The following is a 23,104-nucleotide window of genomic DNA, read 5'->3' on the forward strand; positions in this document are numbered from 1 at the left end:
CGATCCAGATCGGCAGGTTGGCGCGTTGGTTGACGTTGAACGCTTACGGCATCCGGCGGGCGCGAGGGTCGATGACATCGACGTCGTGGGCTGCCGGAGCGGGCGCGATATTAGGGGCGAGTCCCCGCGCGGGTCAAGTGACGAATGGGATGGGCCCACGCGCCATGCGGCGATGTCGCGGCGCGGCCATCGTTGCCGCCATGAAAAAGGGCCGCCCTCGCGGACGGCCCTCGGGGCACGGTGTCGCGGCCGCCGCGCCGGCTCGAGCGACGCGGCGACGCGGGGCCGGCGGGTCCGACGATCAGAACTCGTAGGACGCGTTGACCGACAGGAAGCGGCCGTAGGCGTTGGCGACGCTGCCGGTCACGCCCACCTCCGTCTCGTTCGGATCCAGCGGCGGGCGGGAGTCGGCCAGGTTGCGCACGGTCGCGCTCAGGCGCATGCCCTTGAAGCCCTTGTAGCTGACCGAGAAGTCCAGCGTGCGCCAGGCCTTCATGCGGCACAGGTCGGCGTAGCCGCCGCTGACCAGCGTCGAGTCGCAGCTCGCGCCCGCGTCGAAGCTCTGGAAGCCGCTCTGGTAGTTGCCCGTCAGCGTGGCGGACCACGACGCGCGCGACCAGTTGATGCTGGCCGCCGCCTTGCTGCGCGGCACCTTGTAGTAGCCCAGCGTCTCCACGGTGGGCTGACCGGCCTCGGTCTGCTGCTTGCGCATCAGCATGCGGGTGCCGCGCAGGCCCAGCTTGACCATGCCGTACTCGCCCAGCGCGAGGCGTTGCGACAGGTCGTAGTCCACGCCGGAGGTGCGCGTCATCGCCAGGTTCAGGTAGGGGCGGCGGACCTGGAAGACCTGGCCCAGCGTGCCGTCGGTCGTGGGCAGGCGCAGCACCATGCCGGGGAACTCGGACTCGCGGTTCAGGATCTCCTGCGCGCTCAGGCGGTCCACCTCGCCGCGGCGCTCGATGTACCAGCCGTCGACGATGATCTCCGACGACTTGGACGGCGCGAACAGCACGCCCAGCGTGTACGAGTCCGACTTCTCCGGCTTCAGGTCCGGGTTGGCCAGCGACACCGTCGACAGGCTCAGCGAGCAGTTGTTGTTGGTCGAGTCCACCACCGGGCACAGACGCGGATCGCGGTAGCCCGAGCTGAACGAGAACACCGAGGACTTGCTGATCTGCGACAGCGAGGGGGCGCGGAAGCCGTTGGCCCAGCTGCCGCGCAGCGCGATGGCGCTGGTGAGCTGGTACTTGGCGCCGACCTTGGCGGTCACCGCGTTGCCGAAGTCCGTGTAGTGCTCGGCGCGCAGGGCCGTCTGCGTCTCCAGACCCTTGATGAAGGGCGCCTGCACCTCGGCGTAGGCGGCGGCCACGTTGCGCGAGCCGCTGGCCTCGCCGATGCCGCGGCCGATGATGTCGCCGGCCGCGGTGCGCGGGTCGGCGCCGACCTCGAAGCTCTCATGGCGGAACTCGCCGCCCACGCCCAGCATCGCGGCGCCGCCGGCGAGCTGACCGATCTCGCGCGAACCGCGCAGGTCGGCCGAGCTGGTCTGCGCCTTGCCCCAGTCGTGCAGGTCGGGCGACATGAGGGCCAGGGTCTCGGCGCTGTTGACACCGCCGAAGACGTAGCTGCCGTTGTTGACCACCTGGTTCAGGCCGGACAGGCTCAGACGGCCGTGCAGGTCCTTGGTGTTGCGCTGGAAGTGGTGCAGCAGGCCGCCGTCGATGTCCCAGCCGTTCCACTCGGTGGAGCCGCTCACGACCATGCGCACGTTGTCCGCCTCGGTGCTGTAGCCGTAGGGGATGTCGGCGAAGCGGTAGCGCAGGCCCAGCACCGTGGGCTTGGTGTAGGTCGTCGTGCCGCCGCTGCTGTTGGGCAGCTTGACCGGGTTGCTGGCGCTGGCCAGGCGGGTCGGGTTCTGCGGGTGGTTGGCGGGCAGCGCCAGGCCCATGTACTGCACCGTGTTGCCTTGCGAGTCGCCCCAGGTGGTCAGCGATTCGGAGCGGCTGGTGGGCGAGTCGGTGTACTCGTTCTTCACCCGCGAGGCCATGATCTCCGCCGACAGCGTGGTCACCGCGTTCACGCGCAGCGCGCCGCGCGCGAAGACCGAGCCGCGCTTCTGCTCGCCCACGTAGGAGGCGTACTGGTTGGAGTCCCACAGGCAGCGCGGCGTGCTCACCGTGGACGAGTAGGGCGCCTGCGTCGCGCAGTCGCTGGACAGCATGCCGCGGAAGCTGCCGCTCAGGCCGTTGTTGTAGGTGTAGAGGTTGCCCGGGTAGGACGAGGTGGAGCTGGGCACCAGGCGGTTGTAGAGCTTGGTGAGGATGTCGCTGCGGACCAGGTCGGGCGCCTCCTTGATGCCCACGCCGTCGCGCAGATAGACCTCGGCGCCGAGCATGACGTTGTAGCCGTCGTCGGCGATGTTGCCGAAGCCGACCATCCCGTTGACGGTCTGGTTCTTGAACAGGCCGTCGAAGCGCTGCTTGGCGTTGACCTCGATCAGGCGGCCCTGGTAGTCGTTGCGCAGGATCACGTTGACCACGCCGGCCAGCGCGTCGGAGCCGTACAGCGAGGACGCGCCGGACTTCAGGATCTCCACGCGCTCGACCGCCGACATGGGGATCGAGTTGATGTTGAACACCGTCGACTGGCCGCTGTTGGGGTCGACCACGCCGGCCGGCGCGATGCGGCGGCCGTTGATCAGCACCAGCGTCGCCGCCGAGCCCATGCCGCGCATCGAGATCGACGCGGTGCCCGCGGCGAAGCCGTTGCCCGAGCCCAGGTCGTCCAGGCCGCCGGCGCCGGTGGAGGGATCCATGCGCAGCAGCTCGTCCAGCGAGGTGGCGCCGGAGCGCAGGATGTCCTCGCGCTTGAGGATGGTCACCGGGGCGGGCGTCTCGGCGTCCAGCCGCTTGATCATGGTGCCGGTGACCTCGACCTTCTCGAGCTTGTGGTCGGGCGTGGCCGGGGTCGAGGGCGCGGTCTGCGCCGCGGCCGGCAGGGTGGCCGCCAGGCAGGCGAGGGCGACGAGGGAGAGACGGGTCTTCATGGTGGGAGGCCTATCGGTGAGAGGAAGGAAAGGAACGGAGGGACCGGACGGCCACAGCGGAGCGCGGCGCCCCGGGGCGGGGCGTCGTGGGCAAGCTCGGCGGTGGGGAGGTTCAGACGCCCGGGATGGGCGAAGCCGGCCGGGCGGCACGGGGCCGCGTCGGCAAGGGCGAGGGGGACCGCGCGAGGCGGTCGGGATCAGCTCAGCGCGCGGCGGCCAGTTCGGCGCGGGCGCGCTGGAGGTCGCGCTGGAACTCGGGGTTCAGGTCCAGCTGGGACACCACGGCGGTCGCGAGCTGTCGACCCGCTTCCACGTCGCTGGGGAAGTGCATGCCGCAGATCAGGCGGCTCTCGGCGTAGTCGCGGGCCCGGGCCAGCAGGGCCGGGGCCTTGTCGGGCGCGACGCGAGCCAGCACCAGGGCGGTGGTCCAGCCGTAGGTCGAGTGGCCCGAAGGGTAGGAGGTGCGCTGCTGCGCGTCCGGATCGGGCTTGGACGTGCCGGTGCGGCCGCAGACGTGCTCCAGGGTCAGGCGTTGATAGGGGCGCAGCCGACGGTAGAGGGTCTTGGCCGCGAAGGCCGGCTGGCCGGCCTGCCGCACCGAACGGTTCAGCAGGTCGATCAGCGCCGGGAATCGGTCGCGGCGCAGCTCGACGCCCAGCACGGGCGCGAAGCGGTCGTAGAGGAACTCGCCGTCGGTCTCGGCCATGGCGCGGCGCTCGGCGTCGACCTGCTGGCGCGCCAGCACGGCGGCGACGTCGTCGCGGTCGGCCTGCGTGCCTTCCTCGGGCGGCGGCGGCAGCGTCGTCGCATGCAGCGGCGTGACGTCCACATAAGGCTTCACGTTCTTGTGGCTGACCGCGGGCGTCTCCCACTCGGGCGAGGCGGCACGCGCCACCTCGGCGCCGAGCGACAGCAGCGTCGCCAGCAGGAACAGCGCCTGGGCGCCACGCTTGGAACGGGGGGAGGGTTCGTTCTGCATGGTTGGCATTGTCTGTTTGTGTAAAAAAATCGCAAATCAATACTTACCCGCATCGCGTCGCACAACGGATGAGGGACAGTGTGTCGGTCTGATGCATGATCCGGCCCGCCATTCGCACGGCAAGACCGCAGATCGCCTCGCGCCCGGGACCGAGACCACCATGAGTGCCAACACACAAGAGCAATCCCTTCACATCGCCACGCTGCTGATGCGGCCGCTGATCCGGCTGCTGGTGCGCGAGGGCGTCGGCCTGGCCGAACTGGTCGAGCTGTCCAAGCGCGTCTACATCGAGCAGGCCGCGGCGCAACTCGAGGACGAGGGCCGGCGCATCACCGATGCGGCGCTGAGCACGCTGACCGGCGTGCATCGCAAGGACGTCAAGCGCATCGGCGCGGAGGCGCCGCTGGCGCAGACCGAGCGCCGTCGCAAGAGCCTGCTGGACGCGGTGATGTCGCTGTGGAGCGGCGATGCGCGCTTCATCGACGAGCGCGGCGCGCCGCGCGCGCTGGAGCGCCGCAGCACCACGCGCGAGGCCGGGGCCGAGACCTTCGAGGACCTCATCGAGGAAGTCACCAAGGGCGTCCCGCCCAAGGCCCTGCTGGACGCGTGGCTGCAGCAGGGCGCGGTGGCCCTCGACGACGCGGGCCGCGTGCGCTGGGCCCAGCCCGAGCGCGCCGCCGGCGAGGAGCTGCAGAGTCTGACGCGCAGCGCGCGCATCGCGGCGGACCGCATGCAGGCGGCGTGGGAGAAGCAGTCGGGCGGCGAGGCCGGGCACTTCCTGTTCTCGGTGCGCGGCGAGGGGCTGCTGGACGACGACGTCGAGCGCCTGCACGCCCTGGTGCGGCGCTGGGGCCGGCGCTTCAGCGACCGGCTCAACCGCGAGGTGACGCTGGCCCAGGCGCGCGGCCGCAGGACCGGCGGGGCGCAGCGCTACAGCTTCGGCTTGCAGAGCTATGCGGAGCCGGTGCGGCTGGAGGCCTGGCAGCTCGACGAGACCGCCTCGCCGCGACAGGCCGTGGCGGCGCAGAACTGAGGCGGCCCGTGCCGCGCGGACGCGGCCGGGCCGGTGCGATGGACGACGACTTCATTCCCAGAACGATGAGCACTCGATCGACGATGAGCCGGCGCGGCTGGCTGCGACTGGCGGGCGGCACGCTGGCGGCACTGCAGCCGCTGTTCGGCGACGCCAGCCTGTGGGCCGCCCCTGCCCGCCTGGGCGAGAACATGACCGCCGACGGGGTGCCGCGCTTCGAGCACCACGCGCTGGGCGGCGAGCGGGAACTGCCGGCGTTGCGCTTCGCGGGCTGGCATCCGGTCAAGCCGGAGATGCTGGTGCTGATGCGGCGCGGCCCGAGCCAGCAGCTGCACCGCCTCGCGGGGCCAGGTCTTGCGCCGGAGCCGCTGACCGAGGGCCGCGATGGCGTCGGCAGCGCGAAGTGGGAGCCCACGGCCGGCTACCTCGTGTTCACGCGCGATCAGGGCGGCAACGAGGCGTGGCGGCTCTACCGGCTCGATGCCGGCGGCGATGCGCCCGTGGCGATCACGCCCGAGGGGGAGCGCGTCAGCGAGTACGCCTTCCTGCCGGCGGGCCAGGGGCTGGTCTATCTGCAGGAGCGCCTGGATCGGCGGCCGCGCCCGGGGACGCCGGTCGAGGATGACGGCGAGGACGGCGGCGAGGACGAGCGTGTCGAGGCCCCGCGTGTCGCCGCATCCGGTGTCGAGTCCGCCCTGGCGGTCGACGACGGCATGAAGGACGTGGGCCAGGAGGGGGCGAAGGATGCGGCGAGGGAGGTTGATGCCTCGAAGCTGCTGTCCACGAGTCCGGCGCTGGCCAACCTGTGGTGGGTCGATCCGGCCCGGCCCCAGGAGCGACGCCTGCTCGGCGCCACCGCCGGCCGCCTCACCGGACTGCGCGTCAGTCCGGCGGGGCGCGTCCTGGCGATGGTCACGCGCGACGGCCGCAGCCAGACGCTGGCCTTCGCGCTCGACGGCAGCGGCGCGCGGGCGCCCGGCGCCGCGGCACGCCTGGGCCTGGGGACGGGTGAACGGACCGAGGACATCCTCTGGCGCCGCAACGCGGCGGTGGGCGAATTCCGTCATCTGGTCCGCGACGACGTGGCCCATGGCCGCCATCGCAACGAGCTCACCGATGTCGGCGCTGATCTCGAGGGCCTGGCCGAGCCGCCCGCGGGCAGCGATCGTCCGCTGGCGCTCGTCTACAACGTGGCCGGGGTGTCCGCGCTGCGGCTGTATCGTCCGGGGACCTCGCCGGTCGAGATCGCGCAAGACCTGGCCCCGGGTGTGATCCGCGGCGTCAGCTGGCACCCGACCCTGCCGCTGCTGGGCTTCGAGCAGGTCTCGGCGGAGAGCCCGAGCCGCCTCTACGTCCACGCGCTGGAAGAGGGCACGACGCGCCCCTGGAGCGCCGCGGGCGAGGGCGTGCCATTGCGGTCCGCGGTGCTGCGTTGGAAGAGCTTCGACGGGCTCGAGATCACCGGGCTGCACATCGCGCCACCGGCCCGCTTCACCGGGCCGCGCCCCGTCTACATCAGCCTGCACGGCGGTCCCTCGTCGCAGGCCCGCCCGGGCTACGTGGCCGGCGTGTTGCGCGCGCTGGTGGAGCAACTGGGCATGCACCTCGTGATGCCCAACGTGCGCGGCTCCGACGGCTTCGGGAAGACCTTCCTCAAGCTCGACAACGGCCGGCTGCGCGAGGATGCGGTGAAGGACGTGAGCGCGCTGCTGGACCTGGTCGCCACCCGCTCCGACATGGACGCGGCGCGGGTCGTGGTGGCGGGCGGCAGCTATGGCGGCTACCTCTCCCTCGCCGTGGCGACGCATGAGTCCCCGCGGCTGGCGGGCAGCATCTGCCGGGTGGGCATCGCCAACTTCGTCTCCTTCCTGGAGAACACCGAGAGCTACCGGCGCGACAACCGGCGCGCCGAGTACGGCGACGAACGGGATCCGGCGATGCGCGAGTTCCTGACCTCGATCTCGCCGCTCACGCATGCGGAGGCGGTGAGGAAACCGCTCATGGTCGTCCACGGCCGCAACGACCCGCGCGTGCCATTCGGCGAGGCGCAGGCCATGGTCGCCGCGGTCCGCGCGCAGGGCACGCCCGTGTGGTTCGTCAGCGCGAGCGACGAGGGGCACAGCTTCACGAAGGCCGACAACCGCGCCTACCTGAACCAGGCCAGCTTCGAGTTCGTGCGGCGCGTGATCGGCGGGATCAGCCTGGAGCGTTGATCGGGCCCCGCCCGCGAGGGGCGGGCGCCTCGATGCTCAGGCCTTCGACTCGGCGAGGTAGTTGTTCTTGACCTTGACGTAGTGCTCGGCGGAGTAGCGCAGGAAGGCGAGCTCGTCGTCGTTGAGCGGGCGCACCTGCACGGCGGGCCGACCCATGTAGAGGTGGCCGCTCTTGAGCGTCTTGCCGGGCGAGACCAGGCTGCCGGCGCCGATCATGACGCGGTCCTCGATCACCACGTCGTCCATCACGATGGAGCCCATGCCCACCAGGCACTCGTTGCCGATCCTGCAGCCATGCAGGATCACCGAGTGGCCGATGGTGACGTGGTCGCCGATGATCAGCGGCGAGCCGTCCGGCTTCTTCGGATGCTTGTGGGACACATGGCCCATCGTGAAGTCCTGGATGTTGCTCGCCGCGCCGATGACGATGCGGTTCACGTCGCCGCGCAGCACGGTGTTGCACCAGACCGAGCTGTCCGGGCCGAGGGTGACATCCCCGATCACCTGCGCGGACTCGTGGACGAAGACGCGGTCGGACAATGCGGGCCGGGTGGACAGGTAAGGAGACAGCGGCATGGCGGGCGAAGGTGGCAAACGGAAGAAGGCGACGATTGTCGCGGCACCCGCGCGGACGCGGAAGACCTCGGCCGCGCCCAAGCCCGCGCCCCCGAGGGCGGCCCGGGCCCCGCGTCATCGGCATCACGTCTATGTCGTCGAGCTGTCCGACCGCGTCTGGAACGAGCCCCGCTTCCGCAAGGCCAATCCCGACTGGCGCCTGGGCATGCCCTTCGTCTACGTCGGCATGACGGGGCTCGATCCGGACCTGCGCTTCGACAAGCACAAGGCGGGGATCCAGGCCAATCGTTTCGTCTTCGACTACGGCCTGCGGCTGCTGCCCCAGCTCTACGAGGTCTACAACCCCATGCCCTACGAGGCCGCCAAGGACATGGAGGTGGAACTCGCCATCGGGCTGCGCGAGGCCGGCTACGGTGTGTGGCAGGCCTGAATCTGTTTCGGTACAGACGCGGCGCATGATGGGCGCCTTCTTCGTTCTCTCTGTCTTGGACCTGGAGCTGATCGCATGACCGCCTTGCCGACCTACGACGACGTCGTCGCCGCCGCCCGCCGCATCGAGGGGCACGCCCACCGCACGCCGGTGCTCACGTCGCGCACGCTGGATGAGATGCTCGGCGCGCAGGTCTTCTTCAAGTGCGAGAACTTCCAGCGCATGGGCGCGTTCAAGTTCCGCGGCGCGTTCAACGCGCTGTCGCGCTTCACGCCGGAGCAGCGCGCCCGTGGCGTGGTCGCCTTCTCGTCGGGCAACCACGCGCAGGCGATCGCGCTGTCGGCGCGGATCCTGGGCATGTCGGCCGTGATCGTGATGCCCAAGGACGCGCCCGCCGCGAAGATCGCCGCGACGCGCGGCTACGGCGGCGAGGTGGTCCTCTTCGACCGCTACACCGAGGACCGCGAGCAGATCGGCCGTGAGCTCGCCGAGTCCCGCGGCCTGACGCTGATCCCGCCCTACGACCATGCCGACGTGCTGTGCGGGCAGGGCACCGCGGCGAAGGAGCTGATCGAGGAGGTCGGCGCGCTGGACGCGATGTTCACGCCGCTGGGCGGCGGCGGACTGCTGTCCGGCGCGGCGCTGGCGACCCGCGCGCTGTCGCCGGCCGCGAAGATCTACGGCGTCGAGCCCGAGGCCGGCAACGACGGTCAGCAGTCCTTCCGCGGTGGGCGGCTGGTCCGCATCGACACGCCGCGGACCATCGCCGACGGCGTGCAGACCCAGCAGCTGGGCCACATCACCTTCGCGCTGATCCGGCAGCTGGTCGACGACGTGGTCACCGTGTCCGACGCGGAGCTGGTCGACTGCATGGGCTTCTTCGCGAGCCGGATGAAGATGCTGGTGGAGCCGACCGGCTGCCTGGGCCTGGCCGCCGTGAAACGCATGAAGGACCAGCTCCGGGGTCAGCGCATCGGCGTCGTCATCAGCGGCGGCAACGTGGACCTGGCGCGCTTCGGCGAGCTGATCGGCGAGGCGGGAACTCAACGCGCCGCATAAGGCTCGGCCAACCGCTCGTTCTCGTCGATCCGCAGCCGCTTGCCCAGGGCCGGGAAGGCCCGCTGGGCGCAGCCCTGTCGATCGCACAGCTTGCACCCCGGCCCGATCGGCGTCGCGCCGTCCGGGTCGCCCAGATCCAGCCCCTTCGCATAGACCAGCTGCCCCGCGTGCCGCAGGTCGCAGCCCAGCGCCACCGAGAACTCCCGCGCCGGCGAGCCATAGCCGCCCGTCGGCCGGGTCTCGCAATGCGCGATCCACAGATAGCTGCGCCCGTCGGGCATGCGCGCCACCTGCGTGAGCACGCGGCCCGGCTGGCCGAAGGCCTCGTAGACGTTCCACAGCGGACAGGTGCCGCCGCCGCGTGAGAAGTGGAAGTCGGTCGCCGACTGCCGCTTGGAGATGTTGCCCGCGCGGTCCACGCGGACGAAGAAGAAGGGCACGCCGCGCGCCTCGCGCCGCTGCAGCGTCGACAGGCGGTGGCAGGCCGACTCGAAGCTCACCCCGAAGCGCTTGGCCAGCAGCGCGATGTCGTGCCGCAGCTCCTGCGCCGCGGCCAGGAAGATCCGGTACGGCAAGGTCAACGCGCCGGCGAAGTAGTTGCCCAGGCCGATGCGCGCCAACGCCGCCGCCTCCGCGCTGAAGGGGGCTGAAGCGATCAGCTCATCCATCTCCGCGCCGCATTCCAGGTAGGCCAGTTGCGTCGCCATCTGGAAGGCGCGCTGCGCCGGCGACAGCGCGTCCGACAGGAGCAGCAGCCGCTGCGTCGGCTCGAAGCGCCGCGCCCGCTCGTCGCTCCAGAGCTGCACCTGGATGCCGTGGGTCTGGCGCAGATGCGCCTCCAGCTTCGTCACCAGGGCCTGCTGGGTCAGCGTCTGGTTCGATTCGCCCGCCAGCCGCCGCGCCAGCGCCTCGGCCGCGCGGTCCAGCACATCCATGTGGTTGTTCTGGCTGTAGAAGAAGTCCCGTACCTCCTCGTGCGGTCCGGGGCCGGAGCCCAGCCCGTCCTCGCGCTCATCCCCGCCCAGGCTGATCACGCGCTGCTCCGCGCCGCGCGCGCGGCCATGCAGCCGCAGCATCAGCTGCGCCATCGCCGGCATCTGTTGCACCAGCGTGCGCAGCTCCGCCTCGGGCACGCCGCCGGGCACCGGGGTCTCCGCGACGATCTCCTGCAACTGCGCGTACAGCCGCGCCTCGTCGTCCTCGGAGAAGAACTGCAGGTCCACGCCCAGCGTCGACTGCATCCGCAGCAGCACGGCGACGCTCAGCGGCCGCTCGTTGTTCTCGAGCTGGTTCACGTAGCTGGGCGACAGCTTGAGCAACTGCGCGAGCGCGGCCTGGGTCAGGCCGCGCTGCTCGCGCAGGGTCTTGAGCTTCACCCCGAGGAAGGTCTTGCGCATGGTGCGGGCGATTGTCGTCCAAACCGACGGCCGACTTCGCAAACTTCGCAGATTTCACTGTTCGGCTTCGCACTTCATGGCCGTTTCAGCCATTGAGCGAAGCCGGCGAGGCTGCGAAGATTGCGAACCATGCGCACCCCGCAAGCCTCGATCGCCGCGCTCGACTGGACCCGGACCGTGGCGGCCTTGCCGCCCGGCGAGCTCCATCGCACCGAGCTGATCGTCCCGTCACTGGCCAACCATTACGGCACGCTGTTCGCGCCCGAAGGGCTGGCGATGCTGGGCCGCGTGGCCTACCTCACCGCCGCCCAGCACAGCGTGCAGCCGGTGGTGATGGCCTCCGCGGGCGAGATCGATTTCCTCGTGCCGGTTCCCGTGGGCGCGCTGCTGCACCTGCATGGCCGGGTCACGCGCGTCGGGGCCAGCTCGCTGACCGTGCAGGTGCACGCCGCCATCGACGAGGACGCCGGCACCGCCTTCCGCGAGGCGCTGCGCGGCAGCTTCGAGCTGGTGGCCGTCGACGGCGACGGCCGACCGGTGCGCCTGCGCACTCGCCAGAGCCGCGAAGGCGTCAGCGCCGCCGCCCGATCTGAATTACCGTACCGACCGCTCGGCGATCCGCCCGCGGTCGCCCCCTGATTCCCCAGTTCCTGATCCACTTCCGACTTCATCCAGGAGACAAGCCCATGAGCGACAACGCCGCCACCACCGCCCCCGGCTTCAAGCCCAAGAAATCCGTCGCGCTGTCCGGCGTCGCGGCCGGCACGACCGCGCTGTGCACCGTCGGCCGCAGCGGCAACGACCTGCACTATCGCGGCTACGACATCCTGGATCTGGCCGGTCAGTGCGAGTTCGAGGAAATCGCCCATCTGCTGGTGCACGGCAAGCTGCCCAACGCCGCCGAACTGCGCGCCTACAAGAACAAGCTGAAGTCGCTGCGCGGCCTGCCCGCCGCCGTGATGGACGCGCTGGAGACGCTGCCCGCCGCCGCGCATCCGATGGACGTGATGCGCACCGGCGTCTCGGCGCTGGGCTGCTCGCTCCCGGAGAAGGACGACCACAACCTGCCCGGCGCGCGCGACATCGCCGACAAGCTGATGGCCTCGCTGGGCTCGATGCTGCTGTACTGGTACCACTACAGCCACAACGGCCGCAGCATCGAGGTCGAGACCGACGACGACTCCATCGGCGCCCACTTCCTGCACCTGCTGCACGGCGAGCCGCCCAGCAAGAGCTGGGAACGCGCGATGCACACCTCGCTGATCCTCTACGCGGAGCACGAGTTCAACGCCTCGACCTTCACCGCGCGCGTGATCGCGGGCACGGGCAGCGACATGCACTCGGCCATCGCCGGCGCGATCGGCGCGTTGCGCGGCCCCAAGCACGGCGGCGCCAACGAGGTCGCCTTCGAGGTGCAGAAGCGCTACGAGACCCCCGATGAAGCCGAGGCCGACATCCGCCGCCGCGTCGAGGCCAAGGAAGTCGTGATCGGCTTCGGCCATCCGGTCTACACCGTCAGCGATCCGCGCAACGAGGTCATCAAGAAGGTCGCGCACGAGCTGTCCAAGGAAGCCGGCACGACCAAGATGTACGACATCGCCGAGCGCCTGGAGCGCACGATGTGGGACGCCAAGAAGATGTTCCCCAACCTGGACTGGTTCAGCGCGGTGAGCTATCACATGATGGGCGTGCCGACGGCGATGTTTACGCCGCTGTTCGTGATCGCGCGCACCAGCGGCTGGGCCGCCCACGTGGTCGAGCAGCGTCAGGACAACAAGATCATCCGCCCCAGCGCCGTGTACACCGGCCCCGAGGACCAGGTCTTCGTCCCCATCGCGCAGCGCAAGTAAACGACGTTCGTCTCATGCCTTTGCTTGCCCGCGCGCCGTGACCGGTGCCGCGGGCTTGCGCTTTCAGAATCCAGCTTCGAGTCAGGCCAGCCATGCCAGCCAACGCCACCTCCACGCCCAAGGACACCATCGTGTCCACCGCGTCGCTCAACCAGCCGTATCGCAAGCCGCTGCCGGGCACTTCGCTCGAGTGGTTCGACGCCCGCGAGGCCGTCGAGGCGCTGCGTCCCGGCGCCTGGGCGCGCCTGTCCTACACCGGCCGCGTGCACGCCGAGAACCTCGTGCGCCGCTGCGATCCGGCGATCCTCGATGAATGCCTGACGCAGATCGCCGAAGGCCGCAGCGATCGCGACTTCCCGTGGTTCCCCGCGCGCGTCGTCTGCCACGACATCCTGGGCCAGACCGCGCTGGTGGACCTGGCCGGTCTGCGCGACGCGATCGCCGATCAGGGCGGTGATCCGGCGCAGGTGAATCCGGTCGTCCCGGTGCAGCTGATCGTCGACCACTCGCTGGCCGTCGAGTGCGGCGGCGACGATCCGCAGGCCTTCGACAAGAACCGCGCCATCGAGGACCGCCGCAACGAGGACCGCTTCCACTTCATCGAGTGGTGCCGCACCGCGTTCCGCAATGTCGACGTGATCCCGCCGGGGAACGGGATCATGCATCAGATCAATCTGGAGCGGATGTCCCCGGTCATCCACGTCGACCGCGGCGTGGCCTATCCCGACACCTGCGTCGGCACCGACAGCCACACGCCGCATGTGGACGCGTTGGGCGTGATCGCCGTGGGCGTGGGCGGCCTGGAGGCGGAGAACGTCATGCTGGGCCGCGCCTCGTGGATGCGCCTGCCCGACATCGTCGGCGTCGAGCTGACCGGCCGCCGCAAGCCCGGCATCACCGCCACCGACCTGGTGCTGGCGCTGACCGAGTTCCTGCGCAAGGAACGCGTGGTCGGCGCCTATCTGGAGTTCTACGGGGACGGCGTCTCCGGCCTGACGCTGGGCGACCGCGCGACCATCTCCAACATGGCGCCCGAGTACGGCGCCACCGCCGCGCTGTTCTCCATCGACGAGCAGACCCTGAGCTACCTGCGCCTGACCGGCCGCGAGGAGGCGCAGGTCCGGCTGGTCGAGACCTACGCGAAGGCGGCGGGCCTGTGGTCCGGCGCGGGCAACACGCTGGCCAAGGCCGAGTACCCGCGCGTGCTGCGCTTCGACCTGGGCACGGTCGAGCGCAACATGGCCGGCCCGTCGAATCCGCATCGCCGTCTGCCGACCTCGGCGCTGGCCGAGCGCGGCATCGCCGGCGCCTGGACCGACGAGCCGGGCAAGATGCCGGACGGCGCGGTGATCATCGCGGCCATCACCAGCTGCACCAACACCAGCAACCCGCGCAACGTGATCGCCGCCGGCCTGCTGGCCCGCAACGCCCGCCGCCTGGGCCTGGTGCGCAAGCCCTGGGTGAAGTCCTCGCTGGCGCCGGGCTCGCGCACGGTGACGCTGTATCTGGAGGAGGCCGGCCTGCTGGACGACCTGGAAGCGCTGGGCTTCGGCGTCGTTGCCTATGCCTGCACCTCGTGCAACGGCATGTCGGGCGCGCTGGATCCCAAGATTGAGCGCGAGATCGTCGACCGCGACCTGTACGCGACGGCGGTGCTCTCGGGCAATCGCAACTTCGACGGCCGCATCCATCCGCGCGCCAAGCAGGCCTTCCTGGCCTCGCCGCCGCTGGTGGTGGCCTATGCGCTGGCCGGCACCATCCGCTTCGACATCGAGCGCGATGTGCTGGGCGTGGTCGACGGCCGCGAGATCCGCCTGCAGGACCTGTGGCCGGAGGACGCCGAGATCGATGCGCTGGTGGCCAAGTGCGTGAAGCCGGAGCAGTTCCGCCGCGTCTACGAGCCGATGTTCGCGATCGCCCCGGCCGCCGCGGCCGCGACGACGCCGCTGTATGACTGGCGCGCGCAGTCCACCTACATCCGCCGTCCCCCGTACTGGGAAGGCGCGCTGGCGGGCGAACGCACCCTGCGAGGCATGCGCGCGCTGGCGGTGCTGCCGGACAACATCACCACCGACCACCTGTCTCCGTCCAACGCGATCATGCTGGACTCCGCCGCCGGCGAGTACCTTGCCAAGATGGGCCTGCCGGAGGAGGACTTCAACTCCTACGCGACCCACCGCGGCGACCACCTGACCGCGCAGCGCGCGACCTTCGCCAACCCGACGCTGAAGAACGAGATGGTCCGCGACGCCGACGGCGCCGTGATCGCCGGCTCGCTCGCGCGTCTGGAGCCCGAGGGTCAGGTCATGCGCATGTGGGAGGCCATCGAGACCTACATGGAGCGCCGCCAGCCGCTGATCATCGTGGCGGGCGCGGACTACGGGCAGGGCTCGTCGCGCGACTGGGCGGCCAAGGGCGTGCGCCTGGCCGGCGTCGAGGCCATCGCGGCCGAGGGCTTCGAGCGCATCCACCGCACCAACCTGATCGGCATGGGCGTGCTGCCGCTGGAGTTCCAGCCCGGCACGACGCGTCTGACGCTGGGGCTGGACGGCTCCGAGACCTACGACGTGGCGGGCGAGCTGTCGCCACGCGCGACGATGACGCTGATCGTGAACCGTCGCGACGGCGAGCGCGTCGAGGTGCCGGTGCGCTGCCGCCTGGACACGGCCGAGGAGGTCGCGATCTACCAGGCCGGCGGCGTGCTGCAACGCTTCGCGCAGGACTTCCTGGCCGCGGCCGAAGCCGCTTGATCGGCTCGATCTGACCCGGACATCACCGAGATCCTCGACATCATCGAAACCACCATGGCATTCCTTCCTCAAGTGAAAGTCCCCGCGGTGTACATGCGGGGCGGCACCAGCAAGGGCGTGTTCTTCCGTCTGGAAGACCTGCCCGAGGCCTGCCGCGTGCCCGGCGCGGCGCGTGACCGCCTGCTGATGCGGGTGATCGGCAGCCCCGATCCCTATGGCAAGCAGATCGACGGCATGGGCGGCGCGACCTCGAGCACCAGCAAGACGGTGATCGTGTCGCGCAGCACGCGGCCAGACCACGACGTCGACTACCTGTTCGGCCAGGTCGCGATCGACACGGCGCTGGTGGACTGGTCCGGCAACTGCGGCAACCTGTCCGCCGCGGTCGGTCCGTTCGCGATCCAGGGCGGGCTGATCGACGCGGCCACGCTGCCGCGCGACGGCATCGCCACGGTCCGCATCTGGCAGGCCAACATCGGCAAGACCATCATCGCGAAGGTCCCGATGCGCGACGGTCAGGTGCAGGAGAGCGGCGATTTCGAGCTCGACGGCGTCACCTTCCCGGCGGCGGAGGTCGAGCTGACCTTCGTCGATCCGGGCGATGACGACGGCGACGCGGGCGAGGGCGGCGGCGCGATGTTCCCGACCGGCAAGGTGGTCGACGAGCTGCATCTGCCCGAGGAGCTGGTGGCCGGCGGCCGACTGCGCGCGACGCTGATCAACGCGGGCATCCCGGCGGTCTTCGTCGACGCGAAGGACCTGGGCTACAGCGGCACCGAGCTGCAGGACGCGATCAACGGCGACCCGGCGGCGCTCAAGCGCCTGGAGGCGATCCGCGCGCATGCGGCGCTGCACATGGGTCTGATCAAGACGCTGGAAGAGGCGCGCGTGCGGCAGCACACGCCCAAGCTGGCCTTCGTCGCGCCGCCCGCGAGCTATCGCGCGTCCAGCGGCAAGACGGTGGAGGCCGGCGGCATCGACGTGCTGGTGCGGGCCATGTCCATGGGCAAGCTGCACCACGCGATGATGGGCACGGCGGCGGTGGCGATCGGCACCGCGGCGGCGATTCCCGGCACCCTGGTGTGCGAGGCCGCGGGCGGCAAGCCGCTGCCGGCGGTGCGCTTCGGTCACCCGTCGGGCACGCTGCGCGTGGGCGCCGAGGCGGTCGAGGAGGGCGGCCAATGGCGCGTCACCCGCGCGGTGATGAGCCGCAGCGCCCGCATCCTGATGGAGGGCTCGGTGCGCGTGCCCGCCGAGTCGCTCTGAATCCAGGGCCAAGTTCCGCATGACGACCCGGCCGGCGCCCGCGTTCATCGCGATGGCGCGCGGATCGGAATCCATCCATTGATTCATTCATCGAAGAGACAACCATGACATCGACCCGCAAGACCCTGCGCAAGCTGGTGAACGAGCGCCGCGGCGTGCTGGTGCCGGGCGCGTTCAACGCGCTGTCGGCCAAGGTGATCGAGGACCTCGGTTTCGAGGCGCTGTACGTGACCGGCGCCGGCGTGACCAACATGTGGTTCGGCCTGCCGGACCAGGGCTTCATGGGCCTGGCCGAGATCGCCGACCACACCGCCCGCATCCGCGACGCGGTGGAGCTGCCGCTGATCGTCGACGCCGACACCGGCTTCGGCAACGCGCTGAACGTGCGGCACACGGTGCGGGTGCTCGAACGCGCCGGCGCCGACTGCATCCAGCTGGAGGACCAGGTCGCGCCCAAGCGCTGCGGCCACTTCAACGGCAAGGAGGTCATCTCGACCGAGGAAGCCGTCAGCAAGATCAAGGCGGCGGTGGATGCGCGACGTGATCCGGACTTCCTGATCATGGCCCGCACCGACGCCTGCGCCACGCTGGGCTTCGAGGCCGCCATCGAACGCGCGCAGCGGTTCGCCGAGGCGGGCGCGGACATCCTGTTCGTCGAGGCGGTGACCAAGCCGGACGAGATCCGCGCGCTGCCGCAGCGCCTGTCCACGCCGCAGCTGATGAACATGGTGATCGGCGGCAAGACCCCGATCACCGACGCCAGCGAGCTGCAGCAGATGGGCTACGGCGTGGTGCTGTACGCCAACGCGGCGCTGCAGGGCGCGGTGGCCGGCATGCAGAAGGCACTGGGCGTGCTCAAGGCCAACAAGCGCATCGACGAGGATCCGGCCCTGGTCGTGCCCTTCGCCGAGCGCCAACGCCTGGTCGGCAAGCCGGAATGGGATGCGCTGGAGAAGAAGTACACCTGACGCCTTGCGTTCGAGGCCGCCCCGTGACGCCGGCCTCCTGACGCGTCGCGTCAGCAGCGGCGAAGGCGGGCGGCCAGGAGGGCAGCCGCGGGCCGTCGCGAGTCGGGAGACTCGCTACAGTCGGTCGCATGACCGACAGCCCCCGCGCCTGGATCCGCCTGCCCTCCGGGGCCGCGCTCGACCTGATCAATCCTTCGCCCGACGCCTGGACCGACGAGGACCTGGCGCTGCGGCTCGCGCGCACCTATCGATGGGGCGGCGAATCCGTCTGGCCGTGGCCGCTGTCGGTGGCGCAGCACTCGCTGCTGGTGCTGGCGCTGCGGCGTCAATGGGCCGAGGACGCGGGAGAACCGCTGAACCGTGAAGCCGCGCTCGCCGAGTTGCTGCACGACGCCGAGGAGGGCTTCCTCGGATTCGACTGCATTTCGCCGCTGAAGCGTGTGCTGGGCGAGCCCTTCCGCGTCGTCGGCGACCGCCTGATGCAGGCGATCTGGACGCGCTACCGCTTGCCGGACTGGACGCCGGAGACGCATGCCCTGCACAAGCGCGCCGACAGCATCGCGGCGGCCTCGGAAGCCGTGCACTGCACCGGCTGGTCCGAGCGCGAGGTCCGCGAGGTGCTGGGCATCACGCATCCCGTGCTGGCGGAGGACCTGCTGCAGACGATCCATGGCGGCAAGCCCTGGGAGCCCTGGGCGTCGGATGTGGCGGCGGAACGGTTTCTGGCGGTGTTGAATCAGCTGGCCGCCAATCGCTCTGATCAGTATCAACAGGGGGAGTGACCTCCCTGAATCACTTCCCCCATCAAGTCCACATTTCGGTGGAGAGACTGACGCCCGGATCGTGAGGAAACTGCAGCCTTTCAGGTCGATGGCCTGGTGACCAAGGAGCAGTTCATGACGATGACGACGAGTGACGACGGGCAAGGCGTCGAGGGCCTTTCGAAGGCCCTGCAGTTTCCGAACGCGATCTTCGGCGCGATGGCCGACGAGGACCTGGAGGCGCGGTGCGAGGACGCTGCCTGGGACAAGGTGCCGGATGAGCTTCGTCGCGTGCTCGCGCACCACCACGCGTCGGCGGACTACGTGCTGTTGATCCTCAAGCGCGCCGCGCGGTTCGCCCGACGGCACTCCCTGCGCCTCGCGGGCCCACCTTGGCTGGACATCACCTGTGTGGACGATGTGGCGGCCGGCGCCATGTACGTCGTCCCGCTCGACATGAGTCCGAAGAAGTCGCTCGTCTGGGATGAGCGCTTTCTGACTCGACTCGCCGATCAGGACCTGCTCAAGGGATTCTTCATGGTGAGCTTCTGCGGGCGCTCCGAGGCCTGAACGGGTTCATCCATCCCGACAAGGCTTGTCGGGCGGACGTCGCCAGTCGATCGCGACGGATAGGCGAGCACCTCGCGTTGCAGCGCACGCTTCGCGTGAAGGCGGACTACAAGATCGACCTGAGCGTGACGACACGCATGCTAGAACGGCAGGTCGACTTGGCGAGACAGCTCTTCGCGGACTGCGCCGGCCGCTCGGGATGGGCCAGGCAACCTGGTCGATCCCGGCCCACGGGTGCGCCGCTCACAGCCCCTTCATGTCATACCGGATCCCGAACCACGCCTGGCGGCCGAGGCCCTGGTAGTCCCGGACCGGTTGCACGTCGCGATCGGCGACGTTGAGCATCTTGGCCTCCAGACGCCATTGCGGCAGGAACTTCCACGACGCGCGCAGGTCCAGCACCGCGTAGGCGCCCAGGTTTCCACCCACGTCCGGACGCGCGCCGACGTCCGTCAGCGTCGCGCCCACGCTCCACGTACCGGTGTCGTAATCGGCGGAAACGCTTTCCTGATGCGCCGCGCGGCGCAGCAGGCGCGTGCGCTTGAGCTCGTCCTGCGCATCCAGGAAGTCGACCGTGGCGTTCAGGCTCAGGTTGCCGACGCGGTGCGAACCGGTCAGCGTCGCGCCCGTCATCTTGGCGCGACCCACGTTGCCCGCGCAGCCGAAGTAGCCCTTCGGGCAGTCCGTGCCCATCGGATCGGGGTTGTAGGCGATCTGGTCCCGCACCTTGTTGCGATAGACGGTCGCCGAGGCGCTCGACGCGCCCGAGGTCCAGTTCAGCCCCAGTTCGATGCTGCGGCCACGTTCCGGACGGATGGTCGGGATGCCGTACTGCGGGAAGTACAGGTCGTTGAAGCTCGGCGCGCGGAAGGTCTTGCCCGCCAGCGCGCGCACCTTCAGCTCGCTCGTCAATGCATAGCTCGCGCCCAGGTTGCCGGTCGTGTTGCCGCCGTAGGCCGAGTTGTCGTCACGGCGCAGGCTGCCCTCCAGCGCGATCGGGCCGAACTCGCCCGTGTAGCCGGCGATGTAGGCGTTGTTGGTCCGCTTGGGCGCCGACGGGAAGACGTCCGCCCGCACCTTCTCGCTCAGATGCTCGTAGGCCAGCACGACCTGCTGACCCGCGCCGACGCGCAGCGCGTTCTGCCAGGTGACCTGGTCGCGGTCCGTCTTGTAGCGGCTCGGGAAGCCGCCGCCGCTGAGCGAGTCATCCGTGTTGCGCGCCACCTGCGCCGAGGTCGTCCAGATCGGCGACAGCGTGCCGCGGTAGTCGGCCGCGATCGAGCGGGTCTTCAGCCTGTTGCGGAAGTCGGGCGACGGATCGGCGTTGAAGTTGGCGTCGAAGTCCGCGCTGTCGTACTGCGCATTCAGGCGGCTCTGCGTGGCGCTCAGGCCGATGCGATGGCCCTCGGCCGGTGTGAAGCCCAGGCGGGCTGCCGCGGTCGTGCGGCCGAAGCCGTCGCGGTCCGGGTTGTAGTAGCCGTTGGCGTCATGGGGACGGATCGCCGAGACGCCCTCGCTGGTCTCGCGACCGACGCTGGCCGCGTAGTCGAAGCCCGCCTGCGCGCCGCTGACGCCGAAATCGGCCTGGCGCGAGTTGTTGCCCCCGACGGCCGCGTGGCCCGTGACGCTCAGCGGGCCCTGGCCCTTCTTCGTGAAGATCTGGATCACGCCGCCCACGGCGTCCGCGCCGTACAGGCCGGAGGCGGGACCGCGCAGCACCTCGATGTGATCGATCTGGGCCAGGCTCATGGCCTCGAAGGCGGTCTGGGCCAGCGTGGCCGAACCCACGCGCACGCCGTCCACCAGCACGATCGCGCCGCTGGCGTTGTTGCCGCGGATCAGGTAGCCGGCGCTCTGGCCCGGGCCGCCGTTGCGGGTGATCTGCAGGCCGGCGTAGCGGCGCAGGGCTTCCTCGACGGTGTCGGCGCCGCCGTCGCGCAGCGTCTCTGCGTCGATCAGGACGATGTCGGCGACGCTCTTGCTCAGCGGCTGCGCTTCGCGCGTGCCGGTGACGACGACGCGATCCAGCGGCGAGCTGCTCGATTGCGCCAGCGCGGCGACGGGCACGGCGCCGAGCGCGAGCAGGGCGGCGTGGGAGAGGGCGGTCAGGGCGCCGCGCGTGGCGAGGGCCGAGACGTGGGTGGACGGACGCGAGGACGGACGCGCGAGGGACGACGCGGCGCGGGACAGGATGGGCTGCATGGCGAAGAGGAACTGCGAGGGCTGCACTGGACCGCTTCCCCGCGGTCGCATGCGACATGGAGCACCGCGCGCCTGGGGCGCATGCGGCGGCTCCGCCTGTTGGCCGGTATCCGGGCTGTCGGAATCGAACCCGTGTCGCCTTCCCGGGCGGCGAGCCCAGTGGTCTCAGGACACGTGCCGCGCGCCGTCGAGGTCCGGATCGGACGTCGTGCGCGCCTTCCGCTTACCGTTGCGGGGGCAGCTCAGGTTGGGGCCTCGGCCGCGATGGGCGCGGCCCTTCCTGATTCCCGTTGAACTGCGCCGGAGGATTCCGGCAGCGAGCACCAACGGGGCGGGATCTTAGCGAGCCCACTGATGCGTCCGCGCCACGCCGGGTGTGCTTGTCCCTCGCGCGATGCTCATGGGGACCGATGCGTCCGGCCGCGCGGAGGCGTCGGCCGCGCGGGGCTCAGGCGCCGCCGGTGAACCGGTACGACACCAGCGACTCCCGGTCGTTGTCCGCCACCAGCCGCTTGCCGGCCGGCGGGAAGGCGCGCTGCACGCAATGCTCGCGCGGGCAGGTGCGACAGCCCGGGCCGATGGGCACGGCCGGGGCGCTCGCGTCCAGCGCGGTGCCGTCGGCGTAGACCAGGTCCCGCGCGTGCGCCACGTCGCAGCCCAGCCCGATCGCGAAGTGCTTCTTCTGCGCGTGATACCCGCCGCTGCCGTGCCGCTCGATGGTCCTCGCGATGCCGAAGAAGCGGCTGCCGTCGGGCATCTCCGCCACCTGCGTCAGGATGCGGCCCGGCTGCGCGAAGGCCTCGTGCACGTGCCACAGCGGACAGGCCCCGCCGTGCCGCGCGAAGTGGAAGGTCGTGGCGCTCTGCCGCTTGGAGATGTTGCCCGCCTGATCCACGCGGACGAAGTAGAACGGGACGCCGCGCGCGCCGGGGCGTTGCATCGTCGAGAGCCGATGGCAGACCGTCTCCACGCCGACGTGGAAGCGCTGCTGCAGCAGCTCCAGGTCGTAGCGGCAGCCGCGCGCCGCGGTCAGGAAGGCGCCGTAGGGCAGCAGCAGCGCGCCCGCGAAGTAGTGGGCCACGCCCTGACGCGCCAGCGCCCGCGTGGCGTCGTCCTGGAAGCCGGCATCGTGCAGGGCGGTGTCGATGGCGGCGGACTCCGCCAGCAACGCGTACTGCGTGGCGATCTGGAAGGCCTGCTGCGCGTCGGTCAGGTGACCGGGCAAGCGCAGCCGGCGGCGGCGCGCGTCGAAGTGGCGCAGCAGCGCGCCGTCGCCCTCGCTCGCGTCCAGGTCCACCGACACGCCGCAGCGCCGCAGCATCAGCTCGCGCAGCGGCCCCGCGCGGTGCGTGGGGGAGAGCGACAGCTCCGCCGCCAGCCGCTCGGCCCGATGGTCCAGATCGTCGAGGTAGTTGTTGTGCCGGTTGAAGAAGTCCCGCACCGCCTCGTGCGGCAGCGGCTCCGCGCGCGAGGCCGCCAGCCATTCGTCCGGCGCCCCTTCCTCGCCGTAATAGCGGTCGACCAGCAGCGCATGTTCCTCCTGCAGGCGCAGGTGCCGCTGGTGCAGCGCCACGAAGGCCTCGGCCAGCTCGGGCGCCTGCTCGACCATCCGCGCCACCTGCGCCGGCGAGATCGCGCCGCCCACCACCGTCCGGTCGCGCAGCGCCGCGTCCAGCTCGGCGAGCAGGCGCTGGTCCTGCTCCTCGGAGAACTGCGCGATGTCGCCGCCGAAGACCTCGGCCAGTTTCAGCAGCACGCTGGCGGTGACGGGGCGCTGGTTGGTCTCGATCTGCGAGACATAGCTCAAGGACAGCCCCAGCCGCGCGGCGAGCTGGCTCTGGTTCCATTCCAGCTGCTCGCGCAGGCGCCGCACCCGCGCGCCGACGAAGAGCTTGCGCGAGCCGCCGGAGCCGCCGCCGCCCGATCCGCCGCCCGCCGCGCCGGTGCCGGGAGCCTCGCCGGGGAGGGCGGAGGCGCTTCTCGTGGACTTCATGGTCGTCTTCC

General features: G+C 70.6%; 17 protein-coding genes and 1 riboswitch. Of the genes, 11 read left to right on the forward strand and 6 right to left on the reverse strand.

Features of this window, described 5'->3' with window-relative positions; translation table 11 throughout:
- Positions 1-301 precede the first annotated feature (301 nt).
- Complete coding sequence (locus MCHT01_RS06420; protein WP_067063863.1) at positions 302-3,046, reverse strand: TonB-dependent receptor; 2,745 nt, start codon at positions 3,044-3,046, stop codon at positions 302-304.
- Positions 3,047-3,248: 202 nt separating this feature from the next.
- Positions 3,249-4,034, reverse strand: coding sequence for an acid phosphatase (locus MCHT01_RS06425; RefSeq protein ID WP_084452019.1), 786 nt, complete (start codon positions 4,032-4,034; stop codon positions 3,249-3,251).
- Positions 4,035-4,185: 151 nt separating this feature from the next.
- On the opposite strand from MCHT01_RS06425, the gene MCHT01_RS26060 reads away from it, so the two are divergent.
- Together MCHT01_RS26060 and MCHT01_RS06435 are read left to right on the forward strand one after the other, a co-directional pair.
- Positions 4,186-5,058, forward strand: coding sequence for a DUF6502 family protein (locus MCHT01_RS26060; protein ID WP_148661422.1), 873 nt, complete (start codon positions 4,186-4,188; stop codon positions 5,056-5,058).
- A 65-nt stretch (positions 5,059-5,123) separates the two neighbouring features.
- Positions 5,124-7,271, forward strand: coding sequence for a S9 family peptidase (locus MCHT01_RS06435; RefSeq protein WP_148661423.1), 2,148 nt, complete (start codon positions 5,124-5,126; stop codon positions 7,269-7,271).
- A 36-nt stretch (positions 7,272-7,307) separates the two neighbouring features.
- Here the strand turns inward: MCHT01_RS06435 and MCHT01_RS06440 are convergent, their stop codons facing one another.
- Positions 7,308-7,847: a gamma carbonic anhydrase family protein gene (locus MCHT01_RS06440; RefSeq protein WP_067063873.1), complete on the reverse strand. Its 540-nt coding sequence runs from the start codon at positions 7,845-7,847 to the stop codon at positions 7,308-7,310.
- A 142-nt stretch (positions 7,848-7,989) separates the two neighbouring features.
- On the opposite strand from MCHT01_RS06440, the gene MCHT01_RS06445 reads away from it, so the two are divergent.
- The gene (locus MCHT01_RS06445; protein WP_067064048.1) at positions 7,990-8,277 is read left to right on the forward strand and encodes a hypothetical protein; all 288 of its coding nucleotides are present in this window, start codon (positions 7,990-7,992) and stop codon (positions 8,275-8,277) included.
- Between the two features lie 75 nt (positions 8,278-8,352).
- Entirely contained in the window at positions 8,353-9,336 is a 984-nt protein-coding gene (locus MCHT01_RS06450; protein ID WP_067063874.1) for a threo-3-hydroxy-L-aspartate ammonia-lyase, read from the forward strand.
- Here the strand turns inward: MCHT01_RS06450 and MCHT01_RS06455 are convergent.
- Positions 9,321-10,733: a short-chain fatty acyl-CoA regulator family protein gene (locus MCHT01_RS06455; RefSeq protein WP_067063877.1), complete on the reverse strand. Its 1,413-nt coding sequence runs from the start codon at positions 10,731-10,733 to the stop codon at positions 9,321-9,323. The two genes, MCHT01_RS06450 and MCHT01_RS06455, sit on opposite strands and share 16 nt — an antisense overlap.
- Before the next feature lie 129 nt (positions 10,734-10,862).
- On the opposite strand from MCHT01_RS06455, the gene MCHT01_RS06460 reads away from it, so the two are divergent.
- The 7 genes from MCHT01_RS06460 (at position 10,863) to MCHT01_RS06490 (ending at position 18,898) form a co-directional block, all read left to right on the forward strand.
- Positions 10,863-11,372, forward strand: coding sequence for an acyl-CoA thioesterase (locus MCHT01_RS06460; RefSeq protein ID WP_084452025.1), 510 nt, complete (start codon positions 10,863-10,865; stop codon positions 11,370-11,372).
- A gap of 47 nt (positions 11,373-11,419) precedes the next feature.
- Positions 11,420-12,583, forward strand: a complete 1,164-nt coding sequence (gene prpC / locus MCHT01_RS06465) for a bifunctional 2-methylcitrate synthase/citrate synthase (RefSeq protein ID WP_067063879.1) — start codon at positions 11,420-11,422, stop codon at positions 12,581-12,583.
- A 92-nt stretch (positions 12,584-12,675) separates the two neighbouring features.
- Entirely contained in the window at positions 12,676-15,333 is a 2,658-nt protein-coding gene (gene acnD, locus MCHT01_RS06470; RefSeq protein ID WP_067063882.1) for a Fe/S-dependent 2-methylisocitrate dehydratase AcnD, read from the forward strand.
- A 54-nt stretch (positions 15,334-15,387) separates the two neighbouring features.
- On the forward strand, positions 15,388-16,599 hold the full coding sequence (gene prpF, locus MCHT01_RS06475) for a 2-methylaconitate cis-trans isomerase PrpF (protein WP_067063884.1): 1,212 nt from the start codon (positions 15,388-15,390) through the stop codon (positions 16,597-16,599).
- A gap of 104 nt (positions 16,600-16,703) precedes the next feature.
- Positions 16,704-17,567 (forward strand): isocitrate lyase/PEP mutase family protein, encoded by an 864-nt coding sequence (locus MCHT01_RS06480; protein WP_067063886.1) that lies wholly within the window; start codon positions 16,704-16,706, stop codon positions 17,565-17,567.
- A gap of 128 nt (positions 17,568-17,695) precedes the next feature.
- Positions 17,696-18,349, forward strand: a complete 654-nt coding sequence (locus MCHT01_RS06485) for a phosphohydrolase (protein WP_067063888.1) — start codon at positions 17,696-17,698, stop codon at positions 18,347-18,349.
- A 114-nt stretch (positions 18,350-18,463) separates the two neighbouring features.
- Entirely contained in the window at positions 18,464-18,898 is a 435-nt protein-coding gene (locus MCHT01_RS06490; RefSeq protein WP_148661424.1) for a hypothetical protein, read from the forward strand.
- A 243-nt stretch (positions 18,899-19,141) separates the two neighbouring features.
- Here MCHT01_RS06490 and MCHT01_RS06495 read toward each other — a convergent pair whose 3' ends face one another.
- Both MCHT01_RS06495 and MCHT01_RS06500 read right to left on the reverse strand, forming a co-directional pair.
- Entirely contained in the window at positions 19,142-21,127 is a 1,986-nt protein-coding gene (locus MCHT01_RS06495; protein WP_067063893.1) for a TonB-dependent receptor domain-containing protein, read from the reverse strand.
- A gap of 57 nt (positions 21,128-21,184) precedes the next feature.
- Positions 21,185-21,443, reverse strand: a riboswitch (cobalamin riboswitch).
- A 105-nt stretch (positions 21,444-21,548) separates the two neighbouring features.
- Positions 21,549-23,093, reverse strand: coding sequence for a helix-turn-helix domain-containing protein (locus MCHT01_RS06500; RefSeq protein ID WP_084452077.1), 1,545 nt, complete (start codon positions 23,091-23,093; stop codon positions 21,549-21,551).
- Positions 23,094-23,104: the final 11 nt, after the last annotated feature.

Source organism: Mitsuaria chitosanitabida ATCC BAA-476 = NBRC 102408 (assembly GCF_001598255.1).
Lineage (GTDB): Bacteria > Pseudomonadota > Gammaproteobacteria > Burkholderiales > Burkholderiaceae_C > Roseateles > Roseateles chitosanitabidus.